We start from the raw sequence: 21,418 nt of genomic DNA on the forward strand, positions 1-21,418 counted from the left end.
GTCTGATCGGAGGGCGTGCGCCGCACGGTAGGCGGCCATAAAAAAACCCGCGTAGCGCCGGAGCGCTCGCGGGTTGTGAATTCCCTAAGGAGGAAAACGGTTAGAAGCTCAGCGCCGGGAAGCCGGTGATGTAGCCGACCGCCGCGCCGAAGCGGTCGCGGTAGTTGGCGCGGATCAGCGGGTCGAGCGTGGTCTGCACCTTGCTGTGCAGCGCCGCTTCCCAATCGCCTGGGTGCTGGAAGTTGCTCATGATGTAGGCGAAGCCGTTGATGTCGTCCACCGCGTGCAGGCCGGTCGATTCCGCGCCCGACGGCGTCGACAGGATGCGCGTGAGCGCCTTGGTGTCGACGTTGTAGGCCCACAGGAAGTTGTTGACGTGGGTGCCGCTGTCTTCGCCCACAAACAGGGTGCGCAGTTTTTCCGAGAACTTGATGTTGTCCGGATTGGCGACCTTGTCCGGGTTGGCCAGGTTGCCCAGCGCGTCGGCGGTCTTCAGGTCTTCGCTGACCAGCGCTGGCACGGCGGCCATGTCGACCGGCACCCATTCGCTGTTGATGGCGGCGGCGCCGAGGTCGATCTGGCCGGCCTTCATGTTCAGCGCGTACACGGCGCCGGCGCTCGGACCCTTGATCGCGATGCCGCCCGAACCGTTGGTCATGGCCGAACCAATGGCGGCGATGGCCGAGTAGGCGATCTTGTCCTTGGCGTTGACGGTGGTGCCTTCCATCTTGGTGAAGCCCATGCTGCCACCCTTGAACGCGGCGTAGCGGTGGGTTTCCAGGAAGGCGGCGGCCTTCTCCATGCCCGGCATGATCTTGATCCAGTTGAACTTGCCGTTGAACGGGATCTTGGTGTACGAGGCGTCCGCCGGATCGGCCGTTTTCACGTCCATGATGTCGGCCGCTTTCAGCGTGTCGGCCAGGGCCTTGATCTCGGCCGAGGTGGCGCTGCCCAGCTTGATCCACGACAGCGTGGCCGAGCCGCCGTTGTCGGTGGTGGTCTGGTTCCACTTGGCCACGTACAGGGTGCCGCTCGACAGGTCCTTGGCCTTGTCGGCCACGAACATGAACAGGCCGCCGTTGGTGGCGTCGTCGCCCATCAGCGCGGTGCGTTCGTCCGGCATCACCTGCACCAGCTCGTGCGAGATGCGGCCCATGCAGTAGTGCTTCTTACAGCTGCCGGTGCCGTCCGGGTTGACCGTGATTTCCGGCATGTGGCCGTAGTGGTAGGGATTGGCCTTGGTGGCGTCGCCGTACAGGTTGGTGCTGAAGTTGGCGAACTGGGTGTTGCTGGCGATGACGGTCGCATCCGGTTCGTATTCTTCGCTCGACAGGTGGGTGTTCCACGGCGAGCGGCTGGCGCCGCAGGTGATCCACAGGCCGTTGGCCGGGCTGGTGTCGACGTTGTGGTACTTCACCAGCGTCAGCGCGCCGGTGGTCTTGTCCTGGTCCAGCGTCAGGATGGCGATCGGCGACGGCAGCATGCCGTACACCGAGTCACCCTTGACGTTGCGGGTGGTGTATTCGAACTGCACCACGGCGAACACGGCGTTGCCCTTGATGTTGGGCACGGTGGTCGAGGCCAGTTTCAGCAGCGAGGTGCCGTCCGGCGCGTCGGAGAAGAACTGGCGCGAGTTCGCATCGGTCTTGTCCAGGATGGGCTTGTTGTTGATGTCCCAGTAGCCGCCGGCCAGGGTGGTGCCGCCGCTGCCGTTCGGCACTTGCGCGCCGGTGATGAAGAAGGTCTGGTATGCCAGATTGTACGGCACGGTCTTGCCGTCCGAATACAGCGCCTGCATGGCCGAGGCCACGGTGGTGGTGGCCATTTTCGGCGCGTCGGCCAGCGATGGCGCGGCCATGCCGGAGAAGCTCACCGACATCAGTTGTGCGGGCGGGGTCGAGGCGTCGCCGCCGCCGCAGGCGGCCAGCAAGGCGGCGGTGGCGCTGCCGCCGGCCAGCGGCAGCAAGGGTGCGCCGGACAGGAATTTGAGGAGGCTGCGACGGGATGAATCTAATTGCTCGGTCATGGAGGGTTACCTTGAGTAGTGGGTGGCCGGGCGCAATATTATCGAGAAGGTATGACAGGACTGTGACAAGCTTCCTGCAAGCCGATTGGTAACAAACTTATTCAGCGCGGGCGCGGCCCGGCGAAAAGGTCTATATTGGCTTTGTTGGATATATGAATTTCATTGAAGGAGATGCATCATGCGCCTGTTGAAACAAACCGTGCTGGCCGCCGTAGCGGCGTTGCTGGCTTCCAGCGCCGTGATGGCGCAAGTCTCGGTGACGTACGTCAAACCGGAGGACTTCAGCGATGTGCCGCGTGGCGTGATCGACCGCGATCGCACGCTCAAGGATTTCACCGACTATTTCAAGTCGCTGGACAAGAAGCTGCCGCCCGGACAGCAACTGAAAATAGAAGTGCTTGATATCGACCTGGCCGGGCGCCTGTATCCGCGCCGCGCCGCCGACGACATCCGCGTCATGAACGGCGGCGCAGACTGGCCGCGCATGCAGCTGAAGTACACGTTGGAGCAGGACGGCCAGGTGCTGCGCAGCGGCGAGGAGCAGCTGTCGAATATGAACTACCAGCAGGGCCGGCTGGGCGGCTACTTCGACAGCGATCCGCTGCGCTACGAGAAGCAGATGCTGGACGACTGGTTCAACAAGTCGATCGTGCCGAAGGTGGCGAAGCGCTGACGCATTGATGCTTAATACTTAATCGAGCCGGTTCACTTTCGGGAACTTGGCCAGGAATTCCGGCGGCATCGGCGTGACTTGGCTGCTTTTGTAGTTGAAGAAGACGAAGCCGTACTTGGCCATGGCCACCAGCCTGGCGTCGCGCGGGCGGGTGATGCGGAAGATGATGTCGCCGCCGTACTGGTTGAAGTCCATCACGCCGACCTCGAACACCAGCTGGTCGCGCGCATGGGCTTCGGCGCGGTAGGTGGTGGCCAGGTCGGTGACGATGATGCCGGTGCCGTCCTGGCCCGTCTCCGGCACGCCGTGTTCATACAGGAAGCGCGCCCGCGCTTCCGAGATCATCGAGATCATCGAGTCGTTGCCCAGGTGGTTGGCGCCGTTGATGTCGGTCACGCGCACCGTCAGCTGCGTGGAAAAAATAAACAACTCGTCCGGGAAATCCAGTTTCAGGCGGGCCATGATGCGATCCTCGTTAATGATCCCGCCATTCTAACGCAGTCCGCAATAGCCCTTTAGTGGTAAGACCGCACTGCCGATAGTGTGTACGATCAGCTCATCTTTTACGAAAGGATGCGCCATGATCTACGGACTTACCACCCTCGGAGTGATCCACACCCTGATCAGCCTGGTCGCGGTGGCGGCGGCGCTGATCGCCTTCGCGCGCGACAAGGGCATCGTCGGCCCCAGCACGCTCGGCAAGGTATACGTCTGGACCACGGTCCTGACCTGCCTGACCGGCTTCGGCATTTTCCAGCATGGCGGTTTCGGCAAGCCGCACGTGCTGGGCATCTTGACCTTGCTGGTGCTGGGCGTGGCCTGGCTGGCCGACCAGCGCAAGCTCGGCGCGGCCTCGGCCAAGGTCGCCGTCATCAGCTATTCGCTGACGTTTTTCTTCCACATGATTCCGGCCGTGACCGAAACCAGCACCCGCCTGCCGCTGGGCGCGCCTCTGTTGCCGAGCCCCGAAGCGCCCGAGTTGAAGGCCATCACCGGCGTGATGTTGCTGCTGCTCCTGGCCGGCGTGACATTGCAGCTACGGCGCCTGAAAGCACAGGGAAAATAGATGCAATAAGCACATTTTTATGTCACCATGGGAGCTAGCCTTTGCAGGGAGCGCGCATGGAAAGCAGCACCTTACAGGAGCCAGAGGCCGAGCAACGACGCCTGGCCGAACTGTCCCGCTATGCCATTACGCTCGATGAATCCGACCCCAAGCTGGACCTGATCACTTCGCTGGCGATCAAGTCGGTGGGGGCGGACATCGGCGGCATCAGCATCGTGTACCAGTCGCAGATCTGGCTGCCGTCGCGGGTGGGCATGGAGGCGCGCCACGTGCCGCGCTCGGGGTCGTTTTGCACCTGGGTCGTGGGCGCCGCCACCGAGGCCGATTTTTTCGAGGTGGAGGACGCCAGCGCCGACGCGCGCTTCCAGCACAATCCGCTGGTCACGCACGCCCCCCATTACCATCATTACGCCGCCGTGCCGCTGCTGGGCGCGCGCGGCTATCTGCTGGGCACCCTGTGGGTGATGGGCGCGCGTTCGCGCCGTCTCGATCCCGAACAGGTGATGATGTTGCAGGGCATGGCGCGGCTGGTGGTCGATACGCTGGAGCTGCGCTATTGCGACGAAGTGACCGGCATGTCCAACCGCCATGTGTTCCTGCACCACCTGCAGCTGGGCCTGGAGCAGACCACGCGTCCGCACGTGGCGGTGGGCTTTGTCGACCTGGCCAATTTCCGCCGCCTCAACGAGGCTTTCGGCCGGGCACAGGGCGATCTGGTGCTGCGTGAAATGGGCGAGCGCCTGGCCGTGTGGGCCGGCGCGGAAAACCTGGTCGGCCATCTGGGCGGCGACCGTTTTGCCTTCGCCCTGTTCGGCGAGCGCGAAGAACACGCGGCCTTGCTGGATCAGCTGCGCGAGGTGATCAGCCGGCCGCTGCCGCTGGGGCAGGGCGGCGCCCATGTGCTGCATGCGCGGGTCGGCATCGAGCATCACGACACGCCCTACAGCGGTTCGGCGGTGGCGCTGCTGGATGCGGCCGACACGGCCTCGTCGTCCATCGCCGGCCATCTGCAGCGCACCACCGTCAAGGAATACGGCGCCGAATTGCTGACGCGCTCGCACATGGTGTTCGAGCTGCAGGGCGCGCTCGACGGCGAGGACCGGCACGGCGCGCTGGTGGCGCACTACCAGCCGCAGGTCGATTACACGCGCGGCATCCTGATCGGGCTGGAGGCGCTGGTGCGCTGGCAGCATCCGGCGCGCGGCATGGTGTTCCCCAACAGTTTCATTCCGCTGGCCGAAAGCACCGACAAGATCTACCAGCTCGACATGGTGGTGCTGGCGCAGGTGTGCCGCGACATGCGCGCCTGGCTGGACGCCGGGCTGCCGGTGGTGCCGGTGTCGCTGAATTTTTCGCGCCGTTCACTGCTGCACCCGCAGGTGATCGGCGACCTCACGCGGCTGCTGGCGCGCTACGAGATCCCCGGCGACATGCTGGAGTTCGAAGTGACCGAGAGCCAGCTGCTGGAAACCGTGGAGCTGGTGGCGCCGCGTGTAGCGGAGTTCCGCGCGCTCGGTGCGCGCATCGCGGTCGATGATTTCGGCACCGGCTATTCCAATCTGGATGCGATCAGCAGCTTCCCGTTCGACCGGCTCAAGGTGGACCGGCAGTTCGTTAATGGCGTGGCGGGAAGCGAGAAGGTGGCCGGCCTGTTCCATCTGATCCAGGGGATCGCGGAACTGTTCAAGGCCGAGCTGCTGTGCGAGGGGCTGGAGGAAGAGGACGACCTGCAATGGCTGGCGCAGCGTGGCGCCGACCGCGTGCAGGGCTGGTACTTCAGCGCGGCGCGCACGCCGGAAGCCATCGTGCGCATCCTGACGCAGCTGCGCGACCGCGCGGCCGATGCGCAGCCGCTGACGGTGGCGCAGCTGCGCGCCTTGCTGCGGACTTAGCATGGCCTCCCGCCGTCATTCCCGCGCAAGCGGGCATCCATGCCGAGCTGGCAATCACGCGGTCTGTGGATTCCCGCGTGCGCGGGAATGACGGAGCTGACTACAGCTGCTCGCCGAGGAACAACAGCGAGTTGCCGTGCGCCTGGGCGGCGGCACGCTGGTTGTAGGCGCTGCGGTGGTTGCAGTTGAAGCCGTGCTCGGCGCCGTCGTAGACGTGGATCTCGACTTCCTCATTGCTGTCGAAGGCTTCGGCGATGCTCTTCACGGCGTCGAGCGGGATGTGGCTGTCGGCCGCGCCGAAGTGCATCACCATCGGCACCTTGATTTCCGGCGCGCGCTGCAGCGCGTTCTGGATGCCGCCGCCGTAGTAGCAGACGGCGGCGTCGACCAGGCCGTTGGCGGCGGCGTGGAAGGACAGGCGGCCGCCGAAGCAGTAGCCGATCGAGGCGACCTTCTGGCCGGCCGCGCCGTCCAGGCCGCGCAGCACCTTGATGGTGGCGGCGATGTCGGCTTGGGCCTTGGCGAAGTCGGTGGCCTGCATCAATTCCACGGCGCGCTTCCAGCTGGCGTCGTCGTAACCCAGTTCGATGCGGGCGCCTTCGCGCCAGAACAGATCCGGCGCCAGCACCACGTAGCCGTCGGCGGCGTACTGGTCGGCGACGTTGCGGATGTGCTGGTTGACGCCGAAGATTTCCTGCAGCAGCACGATGGCCGGGCCCTTGCCGCCGCGCGGCAGCGACAGGTAGGCGCCGAACTTGCCATCGGCCGTTTCAATATCGATCCACTGTGCGTTGGTTTCCATGGTGTCCTTTGGTCTGAAATTCGCAAAGCGGCCATCGTAACCCGAAACGCGCCGCCTTGCAGCGCGCCTCAATACACTTCGCGCGTGTAGATCACCGGGCCGGAACGGTAGACGCCGAAGGTCGCGCGGCCGCTCGTCGAGGGCAGTCCGGGGATCAGGTCGACCGGCGTGGTGCCGTTGAGCCTGCTCAGGTTGACCTCGACCGAGCCGATTTTCGTCAAGGTCGGTGTAGGCGCCGCAAGCCGGAAGTTGCCTTTGCCGGCGCTCAGCGTCAGCACCGCATCGGCGGCGTGCAGTGTGCTGTCGCCCGGGCAGTTGCCGCCGCCTGTATCCAAACCACCTTGGCATTTTTTGAAGTTGACCGTCGCGCTGATTTTGAGCGTGCTGGTTTCGTTGACTTGCGGATTGAAGACGTAGCCGGCCTGGGTGTAGTACTCGGCCCTGACCGGCATCGGCAGCGCTGCGGTAGGCGAGCCGTGCGCGTTGCCCAGGTTCAGGCGGCCGCTGACCACGGTCATGGGCGCTTGCACCGAAGCGCTGGCGGTCGTGCGTAGCGAACTCGCCAGGTCCGCGTCGACGGCGCGCAGGTAGATCGTGGTTGGCTTGGTGTCTGCCTGCGGGTAGGGATAGGCGAACTTGAACACTGGCAGGTTGTAGTTGAGCGGCCCCGGAAAGGCCAGCGCGCCGACCCCCTTGGTGAAGGTGTAGCGCGCTGGCTTGGGGGTGTTCGCCTCCCCGGTCCAGCTGACGGCGTCTGCCGCAGGATTGACCAGCGTGCCCCCATCGTTCGCGGTCCAGGCGCTCAGGGTGATTTCCTTGGCGAGCGAGCCCATGTAATTGAGGGTCGGCTGCGGCGGCGACTCGCCGTTGTAGGCGCTTACCACGACGAAGAAGGGCTGCTGGGCATTGATGAAAGTGTCGGTCAGGGTGCCGCTGGCGTAGTCGCAAGGGCTTCTGCCGACGGCGAGGCTGCATTTCATGGCGCGGCCTGCTTTGATGGTGGGATCGATTGCAGTGATTTCCGCATCGGTCAGCAGCACCGTGTCGAAGTGATCGGGAATGAAGCGTCCCACATATTGCGCAATGCCCTGCGGCTGGAATTCGGCGGACTGATAGCCCATGTAGTAGGTCGCCGCCAGCGACGGCGTCAGCATGATGGAACCCACGTCGCTGAAGCTGGTTTGCGCGTTCAGCGTTTTGGAGGCGGTGGAATAGCCGAAGGCGTCGACCGTCAGCGCACCTTTGTTGTTGCTGTCCGCCGGGTTGACCACGGAAAGGGCGATGGCCACGTCCGCGAGCGGACTTTCCTTACCGAAGCTGGGCGTGATGGCGCCGGTGTAGCCGGTGGCGACGACGCCGAGGGTGAACTTTTCGCTGGCCTTGGCAAACACCGTGGTGGGCGATGAGGTCAGGGACGGCGATACGTCGATGGTGGTGCGTGCGCTGATGGCCCGCAATTGCAAGCGGGCAGGTGCGGCGATAAAAACTCCGGTGCCGGTGGCGGTAGCGGTCGACGTCGTGATACTGGCGCCCAGCCCGACCTGGCCGACGTCGGGATATTGCAGCGCCGTTGTCGCCAGGCCGGCGCCGTTGAAGGTAAATGGCACGCTGACGGTCGCCCCCGCCTGGCCGCTGCCGCAGATCGTGTCCTGTGTGCCGATTTTGACTTTCGCACCGGTCGCATTGACGGGGTTCTTGAAGCTGCAGCTCATGTCGACGTTGACGGTCTTGTTGGTCACCAGCGGTACGCAGCTCTGGTTGCCGGCCGAGGCGGTCAGCGCTTCGACCGTCACCAGCGCGCCCGGCTTCATCGAGATGTGGTTGGTGCCGCTGACCTTCAGGCCGGTGGTCTTGAAATCCATATCGCAGGCTGCGCCGCTGCCGCTGTTGACGCACGTGCTGGCGTTGCTGGCGCCGCTGGCCGACAGGGTGGAGATGCCCGGCGATTTGTTCTCCACCGTGGCGGCGGTGTTGACGCCGCCGCTGATGGTGAAGACTTTGCCGCCCGGCTGCAGCGTGGCGTCGATGTTGCCGGTGTAGTGCGGCGCGGTGCAGTTGGCGTTGGCGCAGGCGGTCACGGTCACGGTCTGCGGCTGGCAGGTCAGGGCGGTGCCGCTGTGGCTGATCTGGAAGTGGTGCGGCAAACTGGGCGGCGGCGAGCCACAGGTCGGGTTGTAGCTGGAGTCGGCCTTGGTCACGCAGCTGCAACCCACGGCGCCGGGACCGGTGCAGGTGATGGTCTTGGTGACGGCCGCGCCCCAGTCCAGGTAGATGGCGTTGACCGCCGCGTTGCCGTTGATGGTGGCGTTGCTCGATCGGGTGTTGACGTTGCGCGCCGACAGGTCGCCGTTGATGGTGGTGCCCGAGCCCATGTCGACGTCGCCGGTCATGGTGACGCTGCCGTTGATCACCGCGCCGGAAGCGCGCATGGTCAGCGTACCGCCCTTGACGGTGCCGGTGACGGTGTTGCCGCTGCCGATGTCGAGCGAGGTGCTGGCGGTGATATTGCCTTTGACCGTGGAACTGGAGGGACTCAGCGTGACCACCGGCGAAGTGATGTTGCCGTTCACCGTGCTGCCCGAGGCCAGCGTGAACGAGGTGCTGGCCGTGACGCTGCCATTGACCGTGACCGGCGACGTCGAGGTGATGGTGGTGCCGCTGACGTTGCCGCCCACCGTCAGGCCCGAGCCCATGGCGACGGTGGTGGTGGCGACGATGGCGCCGCCGATGGTGCCGGGCGAATTGGTCTGGACCGCGTTGGCGGTGACGTTGCCATTGACCTTGATGGCCGAGCCCAGGTCCGCCAAGCCGCTGACGGTGACCGAACCGGTGATGGTAACGCCCGAGTTGGTGCTGATGCTGGCCGCAACGATCGAGCCGTTGATGGTGACGCTGGAGCCCAGCTTGAAGCTGCCGCCCGCCGTGAGGGTGCTGCCGCCGGTGCTGACGCTGGCCGGATTGATGCCCGAGAGGTCGAGGTTGCCGCTGGTTTGCAGCGCGCCGGTGCCGCTGATCGTCAGGCCCTGGTTGTAGCTGGGCGTGAAACTGGTCATGACCACCGTGTAACCGCCGGCGATGACGACGACGTCGGTGGCGCCCATGGTAAAACCGTTGTTGCAGTTATAGGTGCTGCCGCTCAGCGTGCAGTGGGCGACGGCGCCGCCGTTGAAATCGACATTGACCGCAGACGCCGGCGCGGTCGCCAGCAACGTGGTTAAAACGATAAGCCATCCGAAAATTGATTTCATTCGATCACCTGAGCATGCCTGCCCGAATTATAGGCGGACATGCCCGGCCACCGTGCAATTAACGCTTGATCTTGCCGAAAGCGTCGCCTGCCTTCCACGTTTGCATCTTCGGCGCGTTGGCCACGTGGTAGCCCAGGTTGAGCGTGAACTGCGCTTGCTGCACCATGCCCGACAGGTCCCAGTCGGCGTGGTATTCGTCGCTCGGCTGGTGGTAGTCCTGCTTGAAGGCCACCAGGCGGGCGCGGTTGCGCTCCAGGTTGTCGGTGAAGTCGAAGTAGCCGTCGCCCGAGAACACGGCCGAGCCGACGTTGAACGCCGGCACACCGGCCTTGGCGAAGCTGAAGTGGTCGGCGCGGAAGTAGGCGCCCGACAGGTCGGGAATGGCCGGCGCCAGCTTCAGGCCCATTTGCCTGGCCACCACCTCGGCCGCCGCGTACAGGCTGCTGCGTTCGGCGCCGGCGACGCCGATGTCGCGCGTCTTGCCGACGAAGTTCATGGAGTCGAGGTTGAGGTCGGCCGAGGTTTTGTCCAGCGGCCAGGCCGGGTTGCGGATGTAGGCGATGCTGCCGAGGAAGCCGGTTTCTTCGCCGGCCGGCCACAGGAACACCTGGCTGCGCTTGGCCGGATGCTTGACCGCCTCCTGCGCCATGGCCAGCAGGGCGGCCACGCCGGAGCCGTTGTCGATGGCGCCGTTCCAGATATTGTCACCCTGCTTGCTGGTGTCAATGCCCAGGTGGTCCCAGTGCGCCGAGTAGACCACGGCTTCCGATTTCAGCTTGGCGTCGGTGCCGGGCACGATGCCGACCACGTTGTATTGCTCGATCTGGCGGATCTTGCTCTTCACCTCGGCGCGCAGCTTGAGCTTGAGGTCGACCGGGCGGAAGTCGCTGCGCTCGGCGTCGGCGCGCAGCTTGTCGAGGTCGAAGCCGCCGGCGGCGAACAGGGCGCGCGCGGTGTCTTCCTGCAGCCAGCCTTCCAGCGGATTGCCGCTGCCGGCCAGGTGGAAGCGCTCGTGCGCGAAGCTGGTGGCGGGCACGCTCCAGCCGTAGGAGGCGGACGGCGTGGTGTGGATCAGCAGCACGCCGGCCGCGCCCTGGCGCACCGCTTCTTCATACTTGTACATCCAGCGGCCATAGTAGGTGTAGGCCTTGCCGGCGAAGCGGTTCGGCTCGGCGGCGGTCGGCTGCGGATCGTTCACCATCATCACCAGCAGCTTGCCCTTCATGTCGGCACCCTTGTAGTCGTCCCATTTTTCTTCCGGGGCGATGGCGCCGTAGCCGACGAACACCACCGGCGCATCGACCGTGATGTCTTCCTTGCCGCCCATGGTGCCGATCAGGATTTCGGTGCCGATGGCCGGCGTCAGCACCTTGCCGTTATCGGCGGTGACGCGCACGAAGCTGCCGGGCAGCAGCTTGCTGCCTTCGGCCTTGACCAGCTGGCGGTAGGTGCCGTCGGCCAGCGGCTTGAGGCCGAGCACCGCCGCCTGCGTTTCCAGGTAGCGCACCGTGAGATCGCCGCCGCGCTGGCCGGTGCCGCGGCCTTCGAGCAGGTCGTCGGCCAGGAAGGACAGGTGGGCGCGCAGCGGCGCTTCGGCGACGATCGGTTGCTGGGCGTGGGCCTGCAAGGCCAGGCCGGCGGCGAGGGCGATAACTGGAAGACGCATATTTACTCCATGGTTTGGTACGGAAGGCGGTAATCTTACTGTAAATCGACCAATCAAGGAGACCTATGAAAACCATCATCATCACCGGCGCATCGGACGGCATCGGCGCGGAAGTCGCGCGGCAACTGGCGCGCAGGCATGGTGCGCAAGTGGCGCTGGTGCTGGCGGCGCGCAACGCCGCCATGCTGGAGCAGGTGGCGGCGCAGTGCGCGGCGGCGGGCGCGCAAACGCTGGTGGTGGCCACCGACGTCTCGGTGCAGGCGCAGTGTGTGGCGTTGGTCGACGCCTGCGTGGCGCGCTTCGGCCGCATCGACGCGTTGATCAACAACGCCGGGCGCTCGGCGCATGCGCTGTTCTCGGAGGTGGAGAACCTGGCCTGGTACGAAGAACTGATGCGGATTAATTTGTGGGGCAGCGTATGGTGCACGCACGCCGCGCTGCCTTACCTGAAAAAGGCGCGCGGCAGCATCGTCGCGGTGTCGTCGCTGGCCGGGCTGGTGGGCGTGCCGGGACGCACGGCCTACAGCGCCACCAAGTTCGCCATGGGTGGCTTCTTCGAAGCGCTGCGCGCGGAGCTGAAGCCGTTCGGCGTGAGCGTGACCACCGCCTATCCGGGCGTGGTGGCGACGCAGATCCGCCATCGCGGCTTCAACGCCGCCGGCGGTGCGCTGGGCAGCAGCAGCCTGAAGGAAGACAAGGCCATGCCGGTGGAGGAGTGCGCGTCGCTGATCGTCGACGGCATGGAAGCACGCAAGCGCGAGGTGGTGATGTCGGCCAAGGGCAAGCTGGGACGCTGGATGAAACTTATCGCGCCGGGGCTGGTGGAGAAGATGGCGCTGGCGGCGCTCAAGGATGATGTGAAACCTTGATTGTAAGCATTTGTAATGTCCGTCAACTCATCCATTACAGGCCGCGTTTTTTGCTCATGCGAGACGGGAATTGTCCCGACGCCGAACTCCGAAAAGGAAAACCACCATGACCAAAGTAATCGCTTCTCTGATCGCCGGCCTGTTCGCAACCGCAGCCTTCGCTCAAACGCCTGCGACCACTCCTACGGCGCCTGCAAGCAAGCCGGCAGTGGAAAAAAACGAAGCGAAACCGGCCGCCAAGCAGGAAGTGCAGCTGGCCAAAGAATCCAAGCCGGCGGAGGCCACAGCGGTCGCCGCGCCGGCAGCACCAGCAGCTCCAGCAGCACCTTCGGCACCAGCCAAGTAATTAACGATATAAACCGTATAAACTAAAGAGGATTAAATCATGAAAAAAGTAATCGCCACCCTGATCGCCGGCCTGTTCGCTTCCGCTGCCTTCGCACAAGCTCCAGCCGCTTCCGCCTCGGCTTCGGCCGCCGCATCGATGCCGGCCGCTTCGGCACCAGCAGCTTCGGCACCGGCCGCTTCGGCGCCGGTGGTCAAGAAAGCCGCACACAAGAAAGCTCACCACAAAGCCAGTGCATCGGCTTCGGCATCGGCCGCAGCGTCGGCGCCAGCACCGGCAGCAGCAGCGCCGGCAGCCAGCAAGTAAGTGTAGTGGCCTGACGTGCCGCCCCGGACCCGCAGGGCCTGGGCGGCGCAAGAGGAAAGACGGATTCCAACTCCGTCTTTTCTGCGTTTAGCGATTCAACTCCTCCAGCAGCGTGCGATGGAAGGCCATTGGGTCTTCCATCTGTGGCGCGTGCCCCATGCCTTTGAATTCCACCAGCCGCGCGCCTGGTATCTTCTTCGCGGTTTCCTTGCCCAGCACATCGTAGCGGCCAATCTTCGCTTTGACTTCCTGCGGCGCAACGTCCTTGCCGATGGCCGTGGTGTCGGCGTCGCCGATCAGCAGCGTGGTCGGTACTTTCAGCAGCGGGAATTCGTACACCACCGGTTGCGTGAAGATCATGTCGTAGATCAGCGCCGAATTCCATGCCACGACTTTCTTGCCGGGACCGTTGTTGAGACCGGCCAGCATGTCGACCCATTTTTCATATTCCGGCTTCCAGTTGCCGCTGTAGTAGGTGGCGCGCTCATACGCGCGCACGCTGTCGGCGCTGAGCTTGAGTTCGCGCGCATACCACTGGTCCACGCTTTGCGACGGCACGCCCAGCGCCTTCCAGTCTTCCAGCCCGATCGGGTTGACCAATACCAGCCGCGCCACCGCGTCCGGGTAGCTCAGCGCGTAGCGCGTGGCCAGCATGCCGCCGGTCGAGTGGCCGACCAGGACGGCTTGCTTGACGCCGAGGTGTTTCAACAGCCCGTCGGTGTTGGCCGCCAGTTGCTGGAAGGTGTATTGATAGTGCTCGGGCTTGGTGGAGGCGCAAAAACCGATCTGGTCCGGGGCGACCACGCGGTAGCCGGCCTGGCTCAGCGCCGTGATGGTCTGCTCCCAAGTCGCGCCGCAGAAGTTTTTGCCGTGCAGGAGCACCGCCGTCTTGCCGTTGGCCGCGCCGGTCGGCGCCACGTCCATGTAGGCCATCTGCAGGTTCAGCCCCTGGGAGGCGAAACTGTACTTGTGGAGCGGGTGCGGATAGGCGAAACCTTCGAGCTGCGGGCCATAGGGGGCGGCAGACGCGGAGCCTGCAAGCAGGGCGGTGAAAAGCAGGGTGCGCATGGCGAATTTCTCCGGAAAAGCGTGCAAGTTGAGCCTAATTATTGCAAAAAACAGCTGGTTCGGCCCAGACAGAGTAAACTACGCACAAATTTCTTTCGCAATTCGGCGATTCGAACAATCTTTTTGAGTGACGCCATGTCTGAAACTCCAGTCTCCCCTATTGCCCTTTTTTCCGACCTTGATCTTGGCGCTCCGCTGCTGAAGGCGTTGAGCGACGTCGGTTACGAGTCGCCTTCGCCGATCCAGGCCGCGACCATCCCGCTGCTGCTGAACAACCAGGACGTGCTGGGCCAGGCCCAGACCGGCACCGGCAAGACCGCCGCTTTCGCGCTGCCGATCCTGGCGCGCATCGATATCAAACAGACCACGCCGCAGGCGCTGGTGCTGGCGCCGACCCGCGAACTGGCGATCCAGGTCGCCGAGGCGTTCCAGACCTACGCCAAGCATATTCCTGGCTTCCACGTGCTGCCGATCTACGGCGGCCAGAGCTACGGCCCGCAACTGTCGGCCCTGCGCCGCGGCGTGCACGTGGTGGTCGGCACTCCGGGCCGCGTGATCGATCACCTGGACAAGGGTTCGCTCGACCTGTCCAAGCTGAAAACCCTGGTGCTGGACGAAGCCGACGAAATGCTGCGCATGGGCTTCATCGACGACGTCGAGCGCATCCTGCAGGAAACCCCTGAGTCGCGCCAGACCACGTTGTTCTCGGCCACCATGCCGTCGGCCATCCGCCGCATCGCCAACACCTACCTGCGCCAGCCGAAGGAAGTGACCGTTGCCGCCAAGACCGGCACCAACGAAAACATCCGCCAGCGCTACTGGCTGGTTTCGGGCATGCACAAGCTCGACGCGCTAACCCGCATCCTGGAAGCCGAGAACTTCGACGGCATGATCATCTTCTCGCGCACCAAGCTTGGCACCGAGGAACTGGCGCAGAAGCTGCAGGCGCGCGGCTTCTCGGCCGCCGCCATCAACGGCGACATCCAGCAGGCCCAGCGCGAGCGCACCATCGCCCAGTTGAAGGACGGCAAGATCGACATCCTGGTGGCGACCGACGTCGCCGCCCGTGGCCTGGACGTGGAACGCATCTCGCACGTGGTCAACTACGACGTGCCGCACGATCCGGAAAGCTACACCCACCGCATCGGCCGCACCGGCCGCGCCGGCCGCAGCGGCGAAGCCATCCTGTTCATCACGCCGCGCGAAAAAGGCTTGCTGAAGATGATCGAACGTTCGACCCGCCAGCCGATCGGCCAGCTCGAACTGCCGACCATCCAGGCCGTCAACGACGTGCGTATCGCCAAGTTCAAGCAGCAGATCACCGAGACCTTGGCCGAAGGCGGCCTGGAGCAGTTCCAGGCGCTGATCGAGGACTTCGAGCAGGAGCAGAACATTCCAGCGGTGGAAATCGCCGCCGCGCTGGCCAAGCTGGCCCGTGGCGATGTGCCGCTGCTGCTGGACAAGAAGCAGGTCACCCAGTGGGAAGAGCGTCCGGCCCGCGCCGCCTCGTTCGACCGTCCTGAACGCAGCGACCGCTTCGACCGTGGCGACCGCCCGGAGCGCGGCGACCGTTTCGATCGCGGCGACCGTCCAGAGCGCAATTTCCCGAAAAAAGAACGCATCGTGCGCGAATCGGAACCGGGCATGCGCACCTACCGCATTGAAGTCGGTTACCAGCACGGCGTCAAGCCGGGCAATATCGTCGGCGCCATCGCCAACGAAGGCGGCATCGATTCCAAGAACATCGGCCGCATCGAGATCTACGACGACTACGCCGTGCTCGACATGCCGGACACCCTGAGCAAGGATGCGCTGGACCTGATGGCCGGCATCCGTGTGGCCGGCCAGGCGCTGCGCATCAGCATCGACGGCCAGGGCCCGGCCCCAGCGTCGGCGCCGTCGCAGTCGTTCGCCAAGCCGGCGCGCGCCGAGAAGCCGGTGCGTGCCGAAGCGCCGGCCCGTGCGGAACCGCAGGAGCGTCCGGCCAAGCCGGCCGCGTCGTCGCTGGACCAGACCGTGCGCGCGGCCGCTGTCGATAGCGACAGCGATGCCCCGGCCAAGAAGAAAAAGGAAAAGCCGGGCAAGGTAACGGTGCCGATGTCGGCCTTCCGCGTGGAAGTCGGTCGCGAGAACGAGATCACCCCGGCCAATATCGTCGGCGCCATCGCCAACGAGACCGGCCTGGAAGCCAAGTACATCGGCCGCATCGAGATCTTCGACAAGCACACCATGCTGGAACTGCCGGACGGCATGCCGGACGATATGTTCAAGAGCCTGGGCAAGGTCTGGGTCGGCGGCGCGCAGCTGAAGATCAGCCAGATCGACCGCATGCCGCCGGAGTCGGTCAAGCACACGCCACCGAAGAAGCCGGCGCCGGGCGCCAAGCCGAAGTCCAAGAAATACTAAGTCAATACAACGGGGCCGCAAGGCCCCGTTTTTCATTGGGCGCGCACTGCACAGTTCCTGTGCTGCATTGCACCAAAACAAAGCTTAAGAAAGATCAAATAGTGACACGCTCATATTGTTGTCATAGTAGAAGGTCGCTGGCCCGTTTATTGCATATGTGATAGCACATCGTGATAAAAGGCGGCAACGAAGCCCCTTAACCTGGAGACGTTGGGCATGGGAGCTTGGCAATGACTTCATTCAGGAAACTGTGGACGACCTTGGTTGACGCGATTACGCCGCAGGCAGCACGCGCGGTTCCTTCCGCAGACCGGCATGTATTCCATGTCGATACGCGGCCTTTCAACGTCGCCAATTTCCAGGAGCGGTAAATGCTGCTGCGGAACGATTTGTTGCAATATACGGATCCGTCGCCGCGCACTGTCCGCATTCTGTGGATTGCTCCCGACCAAAGCCACGCCTATGCCTTCGACGTGGCGACCTCTACGGTCGATGTGGAGCTGATCCAGCTGCCGGCGGTGCTCGCCGACATTCGTGCCGGCCGCGCCAGCGTGCTGCCGGCCGATCCCTATCTGATGGTGGTCAGCCAGGAGCTGCTGCCGGCGAAACACCTGCAACTGCGCGCGCGGGCCTGGGAGATCATCGAAGGCCTGGTGGCGCAGGAGCCGCAGATCTACGAGCCGCGCCTGCGCGGCCAGCTGGTGGCGCAGGCCACGGCGCGGCACCAGGTGTCGCATCCCACCATTTACCGCTACCTGCGCCGCTACTGGCAGCGCGGCCAGACCCCCAACGCGCTGCTGCCCGATTACAGCAATTCCGGCGCGCGCGGCAAGGTGCGCCAGTCCTCGGACGGCGTCAAGCGCGGCAGGCCGCGTAAAAACGCCGCTGACGCCGGCGCCGGACTGAATGCCGACGAGGACATCCGCCGCACCTTCCGCGTCGCCACGGCCCGCTACGCGGCCGCCAACCCCAAGTTCTCGCGCCTGGGCGCCTACCAGCAAATGCTGACCGACTTCTTTGTCGAGCGCCGTATCGATCCCGACTCCGGCCGGGTGCTGACCATGCCGGCTCCGGTGCAGGCCTTGCCGACCTTCGGCCAATTCAACTATTGGCTCGACCACGACGACGACCGGCCGCCGGAAGTGGGGCGACGCGCGCCCAGCGTGCTGCCGGCCAGCTTGCAGGTCGCACCGCCGTCGCTGCCGGCGACCGCACTGCCGCCGGGCCGCCCCGGCGCCGGCTTCTACCTGGACGCGGTGCGCGCCGAGGTGCAGCTGGTGTCGCGAGCGGACCGCAACCAGGCCATCGGCCGGCCGCTGGTCTACCTGGTGACCGATTGCTTCAGCCACATGGTGTGTGGCGTGTACGTCGCCCTGGGCGAGGTGCAGTGGACACACGGCATGCTGGCCCTGGCCAATTGCAGCGCCGACAAGCAGCGCTTCAGCCAGCAGTTCGGCCGCCGCATCGAGGCCGAGCAGTGGCCCTGCCGCCACCTGCCCGAGGCGCTGTTCGCCAACGCGGCGCTGACGCTGGGCTGGAGCGGCGACACCTTGCTCAACAACTTCAATCTGCGCTGCGTGGCGGCGGACAGCGGTCCCGACGACTGGCGCGCCGTGCTGGAAAAACGCTTTCGCCTGCTGGCGCCGGCGCAGGCCGGTGCGCCGGGGCGGCTCGACGGCGTGCTCGATATCGAGCAGTTCACCCGCATCGTGGTCGACTGTATTTTGTACTACAACAGCCGCCTGCAATGCGCCCACGCCAGCGGCGCCACGCCCTTGCAGTTGTGGGACTGGGGCCGCGAGCATCGCGGCGGCGGCTTGAAGATCTATCCCGAACACTTGATCCGCTGCAGCCTGATGCCGGTGGCCCAGGCCACCGTCACCAGCCAGGGCATCGCGCTGTTCGACAGTCTTTATTGCTGCACGCGCGCCATCGACGAGCGCTGGTTCGAACGGGCGCGCACGCGCGGTCCATGGCCGGTGCGGGTGGCCTACGATCCGGCCAACCTGGATACGATCTACTTCCTCGATCCGGCCGCGCCGCTGCAGTTCCACGCCTGCCACCTGGCCGACGCCAGCGCGGCGCACCAGCACTTGTCGGCGGCCGAGATCGCGCGCCTGCCACGCACCCAAATGGCGCTTGCCGCAACGGCGCTACGTAGCACTACGCAGAGCCCGCGCAGCCTGGTCGCCTGACCGTCCTTCAAATAAAGTCTGTTCACCGCCGCCGTCCGGTCACGCATTTCCGCGTGTCCGGACGGCGGCGCTGACACGTGTGAACAAACATTGTTTTATATTGTTTATCTAGTTTCGTAAGGGAAGCCCTGAGCTGCGAAACGTCTTTATTTTCTGGTCATGCTGTGGCACGCCAATTGCTAGATGGGAACTATGGGATAGCAAGTCGCCCAAGGATCTTTCAGCAGACTGGTGAGGAAGCAGATGGATAGTAAAAACGTAAAACAGTATAAATCGTTTAGCTCATTTACGAGGAGGGACTTCCTGTATCGCGCGGCAGCTGTCGGCGGTACGGGATTGCTGTTGAATACCATGAGCGCGTGGGGCATGGGCATCGAATCCACCGCCTCGGCGCCGCCGGCCCTGAGCGGCAGCGGCAAGGGCAAGAAGGTGCTGATCCTGGGCGCCGGGCTGGCCGGGCTGACCGCCGCCTTCGAGCTGGAGAAGCTGGGCTACAAGGTGCAGATCCTGGAGGCGCGCGCCTTCGCCGGCGGCCGCTGCCAGACCGCCCGCAAGGGCTTCAGCCTGACCGAACTCGGTGGCGAAAAGCAGACCTGCGCCTTCGACGACGGCCACTACATCAACCACGGTCCATGGCGCATTCCGTTGCACCACCAGTCGACGCTGCACTACACCAAGCTGTTCGAGGTGCCGCTGGAGGTGATGGTCAACGATAACGACCACGCCTATGTCTACTCCGAGAACGCCGGGCCGTTCGCCGGCAAGCGCATGCGCGTCAAGGAGATCAAGGCCGACATGCGCGGCCACGTGGCCGAACTGCTGGCCAAGTCGGTCAAGAATCATGCGCTGGACCAGGAGCTCACCGCCGACGACCAGCGCCTGCTGCTCGACTACCTGGCGCGCGAAGGCGCGCTGACGCCGGGCGAGCTGCAATACAAGGGCCGCAGCGGCCGTGGTTTCACGGTCAATCCGGGCGCCGGCCTGTCGCCGGGACCGGGCACGCCGTCCGATCCGCTGGGCTTCAAGGACCTGCTGGCCTCGAAGCTGGGCAATGTCTACACCGCCGTGCACGACTTTCCGATGCAGGCCACCATGTTCCAGCCGGTCGGCGGCATGGACGCGATTCCGAAGGCGTTTGAAAAACGCGTCGGCAAGAACATCCGCTACAAGGCGGAAGTACAGACCCTGCGCCAGGACGGCAAGGGCGTGACGGTGACCTACAAGGACACCGGCACCAACCAGCTCGGCACCATCAAGGCCGACTACTGCCTGTGTACCATTCCCCTGTCGGTGCTGCGCCAGCTCGACACCGATTTCTCGGACAAATTCAAGCAGGCCGTGGCCTCCGTGGCGTATGCGCCGGTGGGCAAGATCGGCCTGCAGATGAAGCGCCGCTTCTGGGAAGAGGACGACCATATCTACGGCGGTCACATCATGACCGACCTGAAAGGCATCAACACCATTTCCGTGCCGTCCTACGGCTTCCAGAAGAAGAAGGGCGTGCTGCTCGGCTATTACCAGTATCAGACGCAGGCGATTGAAATCAGCGCCTTGTCGCCGCAGGAGCGCGCGCAGTTCGCGCTGGAGGCCGGACAGAAGATCTTCCCGCAGTACAAGGAGAGCTTCGAGACGGCGTTCTCAGTGGCGTGGCACCGCGTGCAGTACAACCTGGGCGGCTGGGCCGAGTGGACCGACAAGACCCGCGCCGCCGCCTACCCGACGCTGGTAGAGGGCGAGGGCCGCGTGCTGCTGGCCGGCGAGCACCTGAGCTACCTGACCGGCTGGCAGGCCGGCGCCATCGAATCGGCGTGGCAGCAGATCGCCAAGATCCATGAAAGGGCCAGCGCATGAAGGTCGTATTGATCAAGGCGGCGATGGTGGTGGTGGCGGCGTTCGCGGCGGCGGCCAGTTCGCCCTTGCGGGCGCAGGAGGCGGCCGTCGACGGCAAGGCGCTGTTCCAGAAAAACTGCGCGGCTTGCCACCAGGCCGGCGGCAAGGGCATCCCGGGCGCCTTCCCGGCGCTGGCCAACAGCAAGTTCGTGCAGGGCAAAGGCACCGAGGTGGCCGCCGTCCTGCTCAAGGGACGCGGCGGCATGCCGGACTTCAGCGACTCGCTGAGCGACCGCGATATCGCCACCGTGCTGACGTTCGTGCGCTCGAACTGGGGCAACAAGGCCGATGGCCTGAGCGAGGCGGACGTGGGCTCGCTGCGCGCCACGCTGGGCATCGACCCGTTCGGTAATTCCGTGATGTCGAATAAACACTGAGCCAACACTGAAAATTTTAAGAGAGACCATGACCATGAAAAAAGCACTTGCCGCCCTGTCGATCTGCGCCGCTTTCGGCAGCGCCCACGCCGCAGCCCCCAAGGCCGACATCGTGCGCCATAAGATTCCGGGTTCGGACTTCCCGATCGCGCTGGCGGTGACGATTCCGCCGACGGCCACCATCCACTTCATCAGCGGCCAGGTGCCGGGGGTGGTCAACAAGGACGTGGCGGGCGACACCCTGGAAGCCTTCGGCGACACCAAGACCCAGACCGAAACGGTGCTCAAGAAGATCAAGGAAATCCTGCAGGGCATGAAGCTGGACATGTCGGACGTGGTGAAGATGCAGGTGTTCCTGGTCGGCGATCCGGCCAAGGGCGGCAAGGCCGACACCAAGGGCTTCATGGAGGCTTACACCCAGTACTTCGGCGCCACCGCCCAACCTGCTCCCCAGCTCAACCTGCCGGCGCGCGCCGTGGTGCAGGTGGCGGGACTGAGCAATCCGGGCTGGCTGGTGGAGATCGAGGTGGTCGCCGCTAAAAAATAATTTGTTCGTGCTTCAGGTCTTAACTTTTTTCATTCAAAAAC

At 64.6% G+C, this 21,418-nt stretch carries 17 protein-coding genes; 11 read left to right on the forward strand and 6 right to left on the reverse strand.

Going from position 1 to position 21,418, the window contains the following annotated elements:
• Positions 1–100: 100 nt before the first annotated feature.
• Complete coding sequence (locus tag ACXZ1M_RS16465) at positions 101–2,026, reverse strand: PhoX family protein (protein WP_459048745.1); 1,926 nt, start codon at positions 2,024–2,026, stop codon at positions 101–103.
• A 178-nt stretch (positions 2,027–2,204) separates the two neighbouring features.
• Here ACXZ1M_RS16465 and ACXZ1M_RS16470 point away from each other — a divergent pair, with 178 nt between their 5' ends.
• Entirely contained in the window at positions 2,205–2,699 is a 495-nt protein-coding gene (locus tag ACXZ1M_RS16470) for a DUF3016 domain-containing protein (RefSeq protein WP_459048746.1), read from the forward strand.
• 18 nt (positions 2,700–2,717) lie between these two features.
• On the opposite strand, the gene ACXZ1M_RS16475 is transcribed toward ACXZ1M_RS16470, so the two are convergent.
• On the reverse strand, positions 2,718–3,161 hold the full coding sequence (locus ACXZ1M_RS16475; protein WP_373990291.1) for a thioesterase family protein: 444 nt from the start codon (positions 3,159–3,161) through the stop codon (positions 2,718–2,720).
• 118 nt (positions 3,162–3,279) lie between these two features.
• Between ACXZ1M_RS16475 and ACXZ1M_RS16480 the strand changes: the two genes are divergently transcribed.
• Together ACXZ1M_RS16480 and ACXZ1M_RS16485 are read left to right on the forward strand one after the other, a co-directional pair.
• A complete protein-coding gene (locus ACXZ1M_RS16480) occupies positions 3,280–3,765 on the forward strand; it encodes a hypothetical protein (protein ID WP_459048747.1) in 486 nt (161 codons plus the stop codon).
• Between the two features lie 56 nt (positions 3,766–3,821).
• Positions 3,822–5,657 carry an EAL domain-containing protein gene (locus ACXZ1M_RS16485; RefSeq protein ID WP_459048748.1) on the forward strand — a complete coding sequence of 612 codons (1,836 nt, stop codon included), beginning with the start codon at positions 3,822–3,824 and terminating at the stop codon, positions 5,655–5,657.
• A 100-nt stretch (positions 5,658–5,757) separates the two neighbouring features.
• On the opposite strand, the gene ACXZ1M_RS16490 is transcribed toward ACXZ1M_RS16485, so the two are convergent.
• The 3 genes from ACXZ1M_RS16490 to ACXZ1M_RS16500 all read right to left on the reverse strand — a co-directional run bounded on the left by ACXZ1M_RS16490 (position 5,758) and on the right by ACXZ1M_RS16500 (position 11,373).
• On the reverse strand, positions 5,758–6,459 hold the full coding sequence (locus ACXZ1M_RS16490) for a dienelactone hydrolase family protein (RefSeq protein ID WP_459048749.1): 702 nt from the start codon (positions 6,457–6,459) through the stop codon (positions 5,758–5,760).
• Between the two features lie 68 nt (positions 6,460–6,527).
• Positions 6,528–9,707 carry a DUF6701 domain-containing protein gene (locus ACXZ1M_RS16495; protein WP_459048750.1) on the reverse strand — a complete coding sequence of 1,060 codons (3,180 nt, stop codon included), beginning with the start codon at positions 9,705–9,707 and terminating at the stop codon, positions 6,528–6,530.
• Positions 9,708–9,765: 58 nt separating this feature from the next.
• Positions 9,766–11,373 (reverse strand): M28 family peptidase, encoded by a 1,608-nt coding sequence (locus ACXZ1M_RS16500; protein ID WP_459048751.1) that lies wholly within the window; start codon positions 11,371–11,373, stop codon positions 9,766–9,768.
• Positions 11,374–11,438: 65 nt separating this feature from the next.
• Here ACXZ1M_RS16500 and ACXZ1M_RS16505 point away from each other — a divergent pair, with 65 nt between their 5' ends.
• From ACXZ1M_RS16505 to ACXZ1M_RS16515, 3 genes are all read left to right on the forward strand, one after another.
• Positions 11,439–12,242, forward strand: a complete 804-nt coding sequence (locus ACXZ1M_RS16505; protein ID WP_459048752.1) for an SDR family oxidoreductase — start codon at positions 11,439–11,441, stop codon at positions 12,240–12,242.
• A 106-nt stretch (positions 12,243–12,348) separates the two neighbouring features.
• Positions 12,349–12,588 carry a hypothetical protein gene (locus ACXZ1M_RS16510; RefSeq protein WP_459048753.1) on the forward strand — a complete coding sequence of 80 codons (240 nt, stop codon included), beginning with the start codon at positions 12,349–12,351 and terminating at the stop codon, positions 12,586–12,588.
• A 39-nt stretch (positions 12,589–12,627) separates the two neighbouring features.
• Entirely contained in the window at positions 12,628–12,894 is a 267-nt protein-coding gene (locus ACXZ1M_RS16515; RefSeq protein WP_459048754.1) for a hypothetical protein, read from the forward strand.
• A gap of 87 nt (positions 12,895–12,981) precedes the next feature.
• Here the strand turns inward: ACXZ1M_RS16515 and ACXZ1M_RS16520 are convergent, their stop codons facing one another.
• Positions 12,982–13,962 carry an alpha/beta fold hydrolase gene (locus ACXZ1M_RS16520; RefSeq protein WP_459048755.1) on the reverse strand — a complete coding sequence of 327 codons (981 nt, stop codon included), beginning with the start codon at positions 13,960–13,962 and terminating at the stop codon, positions 12,982–12,984.
• Between the two features lie 135 nt (positions 13,963–14,097).
• Here ACXZ1M_RS16520 and ACXZ1M_RS16525 point away from each other — a divergent pair, with 135 nt between their 5' ends.
• The 5 genes from ACXZ1M_RS16525 (at position 14,098) to ACXZ1M_RS16545 (ending at position 21,377) form a co-directional block, all read left to right on the forward strand.
• Positions 14,098–16,368 (forward strand): DEAD/DEAH box helicase, encoded by a 2,271-nt coding sequence (locus tag ACXZ1M_RS16525; protein ID WP_459048756.1) that lies wholly within the window; start codon positions 14,098–14,100, stop codon positions 16,366–16,368.
• Positions 16,369–16,739: 371 nt separating this feature from the next.
• A complete protein-coding gene (locus ACXZ1M_RS16530; protein ID WP_459048757.1) occupies positions 16,740–18,563 on the forward strand; it encodes a Mu transposase C-terminal domain-containing protein in 1,824 nt (607 codons plus the stop codon).
• 243 nt (positions 18,564–18,806) lie between these two features.
• On the forward strand, positions 18,807–20,414 hold the full coding sequence (locus ACXZ1M_RS16535) for a flavin monoamine oxidase family protein (protein ID WP_459048758.1): 1,608 nt from the start codon (positions 18,807–18,809) through the stop codon (positions 20,412–20,414).
• Positions 20,411–20,830 carry a c-type cytochrome gene (locus ACXZ1M_RS16540; RefSeq protein WP_459048759.1) on the forward strand — a complete coding sequence of 140 codons (420 nt, stop codon included), beginning with the start codon at positions 20,411–20,413 and terminating at the stop codon, positions 20,828–20,830. Before ACXZ1M_RS16535 ends, ACXZ1M_RS16540 begins: the two co-directional genes overlap by 4 nt.
• 34 nt (positions 20,831–20,864) lie before the next feature.
• Complete coding sequence (locus tag ACXZ1M_RS16545) at positions 20,865–21,377, forward strand: RidA family protein (RefSeq protein ID WP_459048760.1); 513 nt, start codon at positions 20,865–20,867, stop codon at positions 21,375–21,377.
• Positions 21,378–21,418: the final 41 nt, after the last annotated feature.

It is taken from the genome of Duganella paludis, from assembly GCF_054461335.1.

Bases quoted from the DNA above. Each gene is read 5' to 3' on its own strand.
- ACXZ1M_RS16475 (WP_373990291.1), bottom strand. From the start codon at position 3,161: ATGGCCCGCCTGAAACTGGATTTCCCGGACGAGTTGTTTATTTTTTCC.
- ACXZ1M_RS16470 (WP_459048746.1), top strand. From the start codon at position 2,205: ATGCGCCTGTTGAAACAAACCGTGCTGGCCGCCGTAGCGGCGTTGCTG.
- ACXZ1M_RS16510 (WP_459048753.1), top strand. From the start codon at position 12,349: ATGACCAAAGTAATCGCTTCTCTGATCGCCGGCCTGTTCGCAACCGCA.
- ACXZ1M_RS16515 (WP_459048754.1), top strand. From the start codon at position 12,628: ATGAAAAAAGTAATCGCCACCCTGATCGCCGGCCTGTTCGCTTCCGCT.
- ACXZ1M_RS16505 (WP_459048752.1), top strand. From the start codon at position 11,439: ATGAAAACCATCATCATCACCGGCGCATCGGACGGCATCGGCGCGGAA.
- ACXZ1M_RS16495 (WP_459048750.1), bottom strand. From the start codon at position 9,707: ATGAAATCAATTTTCGGATGGCTTATCGTTTTAACCACGTTGCTGGCG.
- ACXZ1M_RS16520 (WP_459048755.1), bottom strand. From the start codon at position 13,962: ATGCGCACCCTGCTTTTCACCGCCCTGCTTGCAGGCTCCGCGTCTGCC.
- ACXZ1M_RS16490 (WP_459048749.1), bottom strand. From the start codon at position 6,459: ATGGAAACCAACGCACAGTGGATCGATATTGAAACGGCCGATGGCAAG.
- ACXZ1M_RS16530 (WP_459048757.1), top strand. From the start codon at position 16,740: ATGCTGCTGCGGAACGATTTGTTGCAATATACGGATCCGTCGCCGCGC.
- ACXZ1M_RS16540 (WP_459048759.1), top strand. From the start codon at position 20,411: ATGAAGGTCGTATTGATCAAGGCGGCGATGGTGGTGGTGGCGGCGTTC.
- ACXZ1M_RS16545 (WP_459048760.1), top strand. From the start codon at position 20,865: ATGAAAAAAGCACTTGCCGCCCTGTCGATCTGCGCCGCTTTCGGCAGC.
- ACXZ1M_RS16485 (WP_459048748.1), top strand. From the start codon at position 3,822: ATGGAAAGCAGCACCTTACAGGAGCCAGAGGCCGAGCAACGACGCCTG.
- ACXZ1M_RS16480 (WP_459048747.1), top strand. From the start codon at position 3,280: ATGATCTACGGACTTACCACCCTCGGAGTGATCCACACCCTGATCAGC.
- ACXZ1M_RS16500 (WP_459048751.1), bottom strand. From the start codon at position 11,373: ATGCGTCTTCCAGTTATCGCCCTCGCCGCCGGCCTGGCCTTGCAGGCC.
- ACXZ1M_RS16535 (WP_459048758.1), top strand. From the start codon at position 18,807: ATGGATAGTAAAAACGTAAAACAGTATAAATCGTTTAGCTCATTTACG.
- ACXZ1M_RS16525 (WP_459048756.1), top strand. From the start codon at position 14,098: ATGTCTGAAACTCCAGTCTCCCCTATTGCCCTTTTTTCCGACCTTGAT.
- ACXZ1M_RS16465 (WP_459048745.1), bottom strand. From the start codon at position 2,026: ATGACCGAGCAATTAGATTCATCCCGTCGCAGCCTCCTCAAATTCCTG.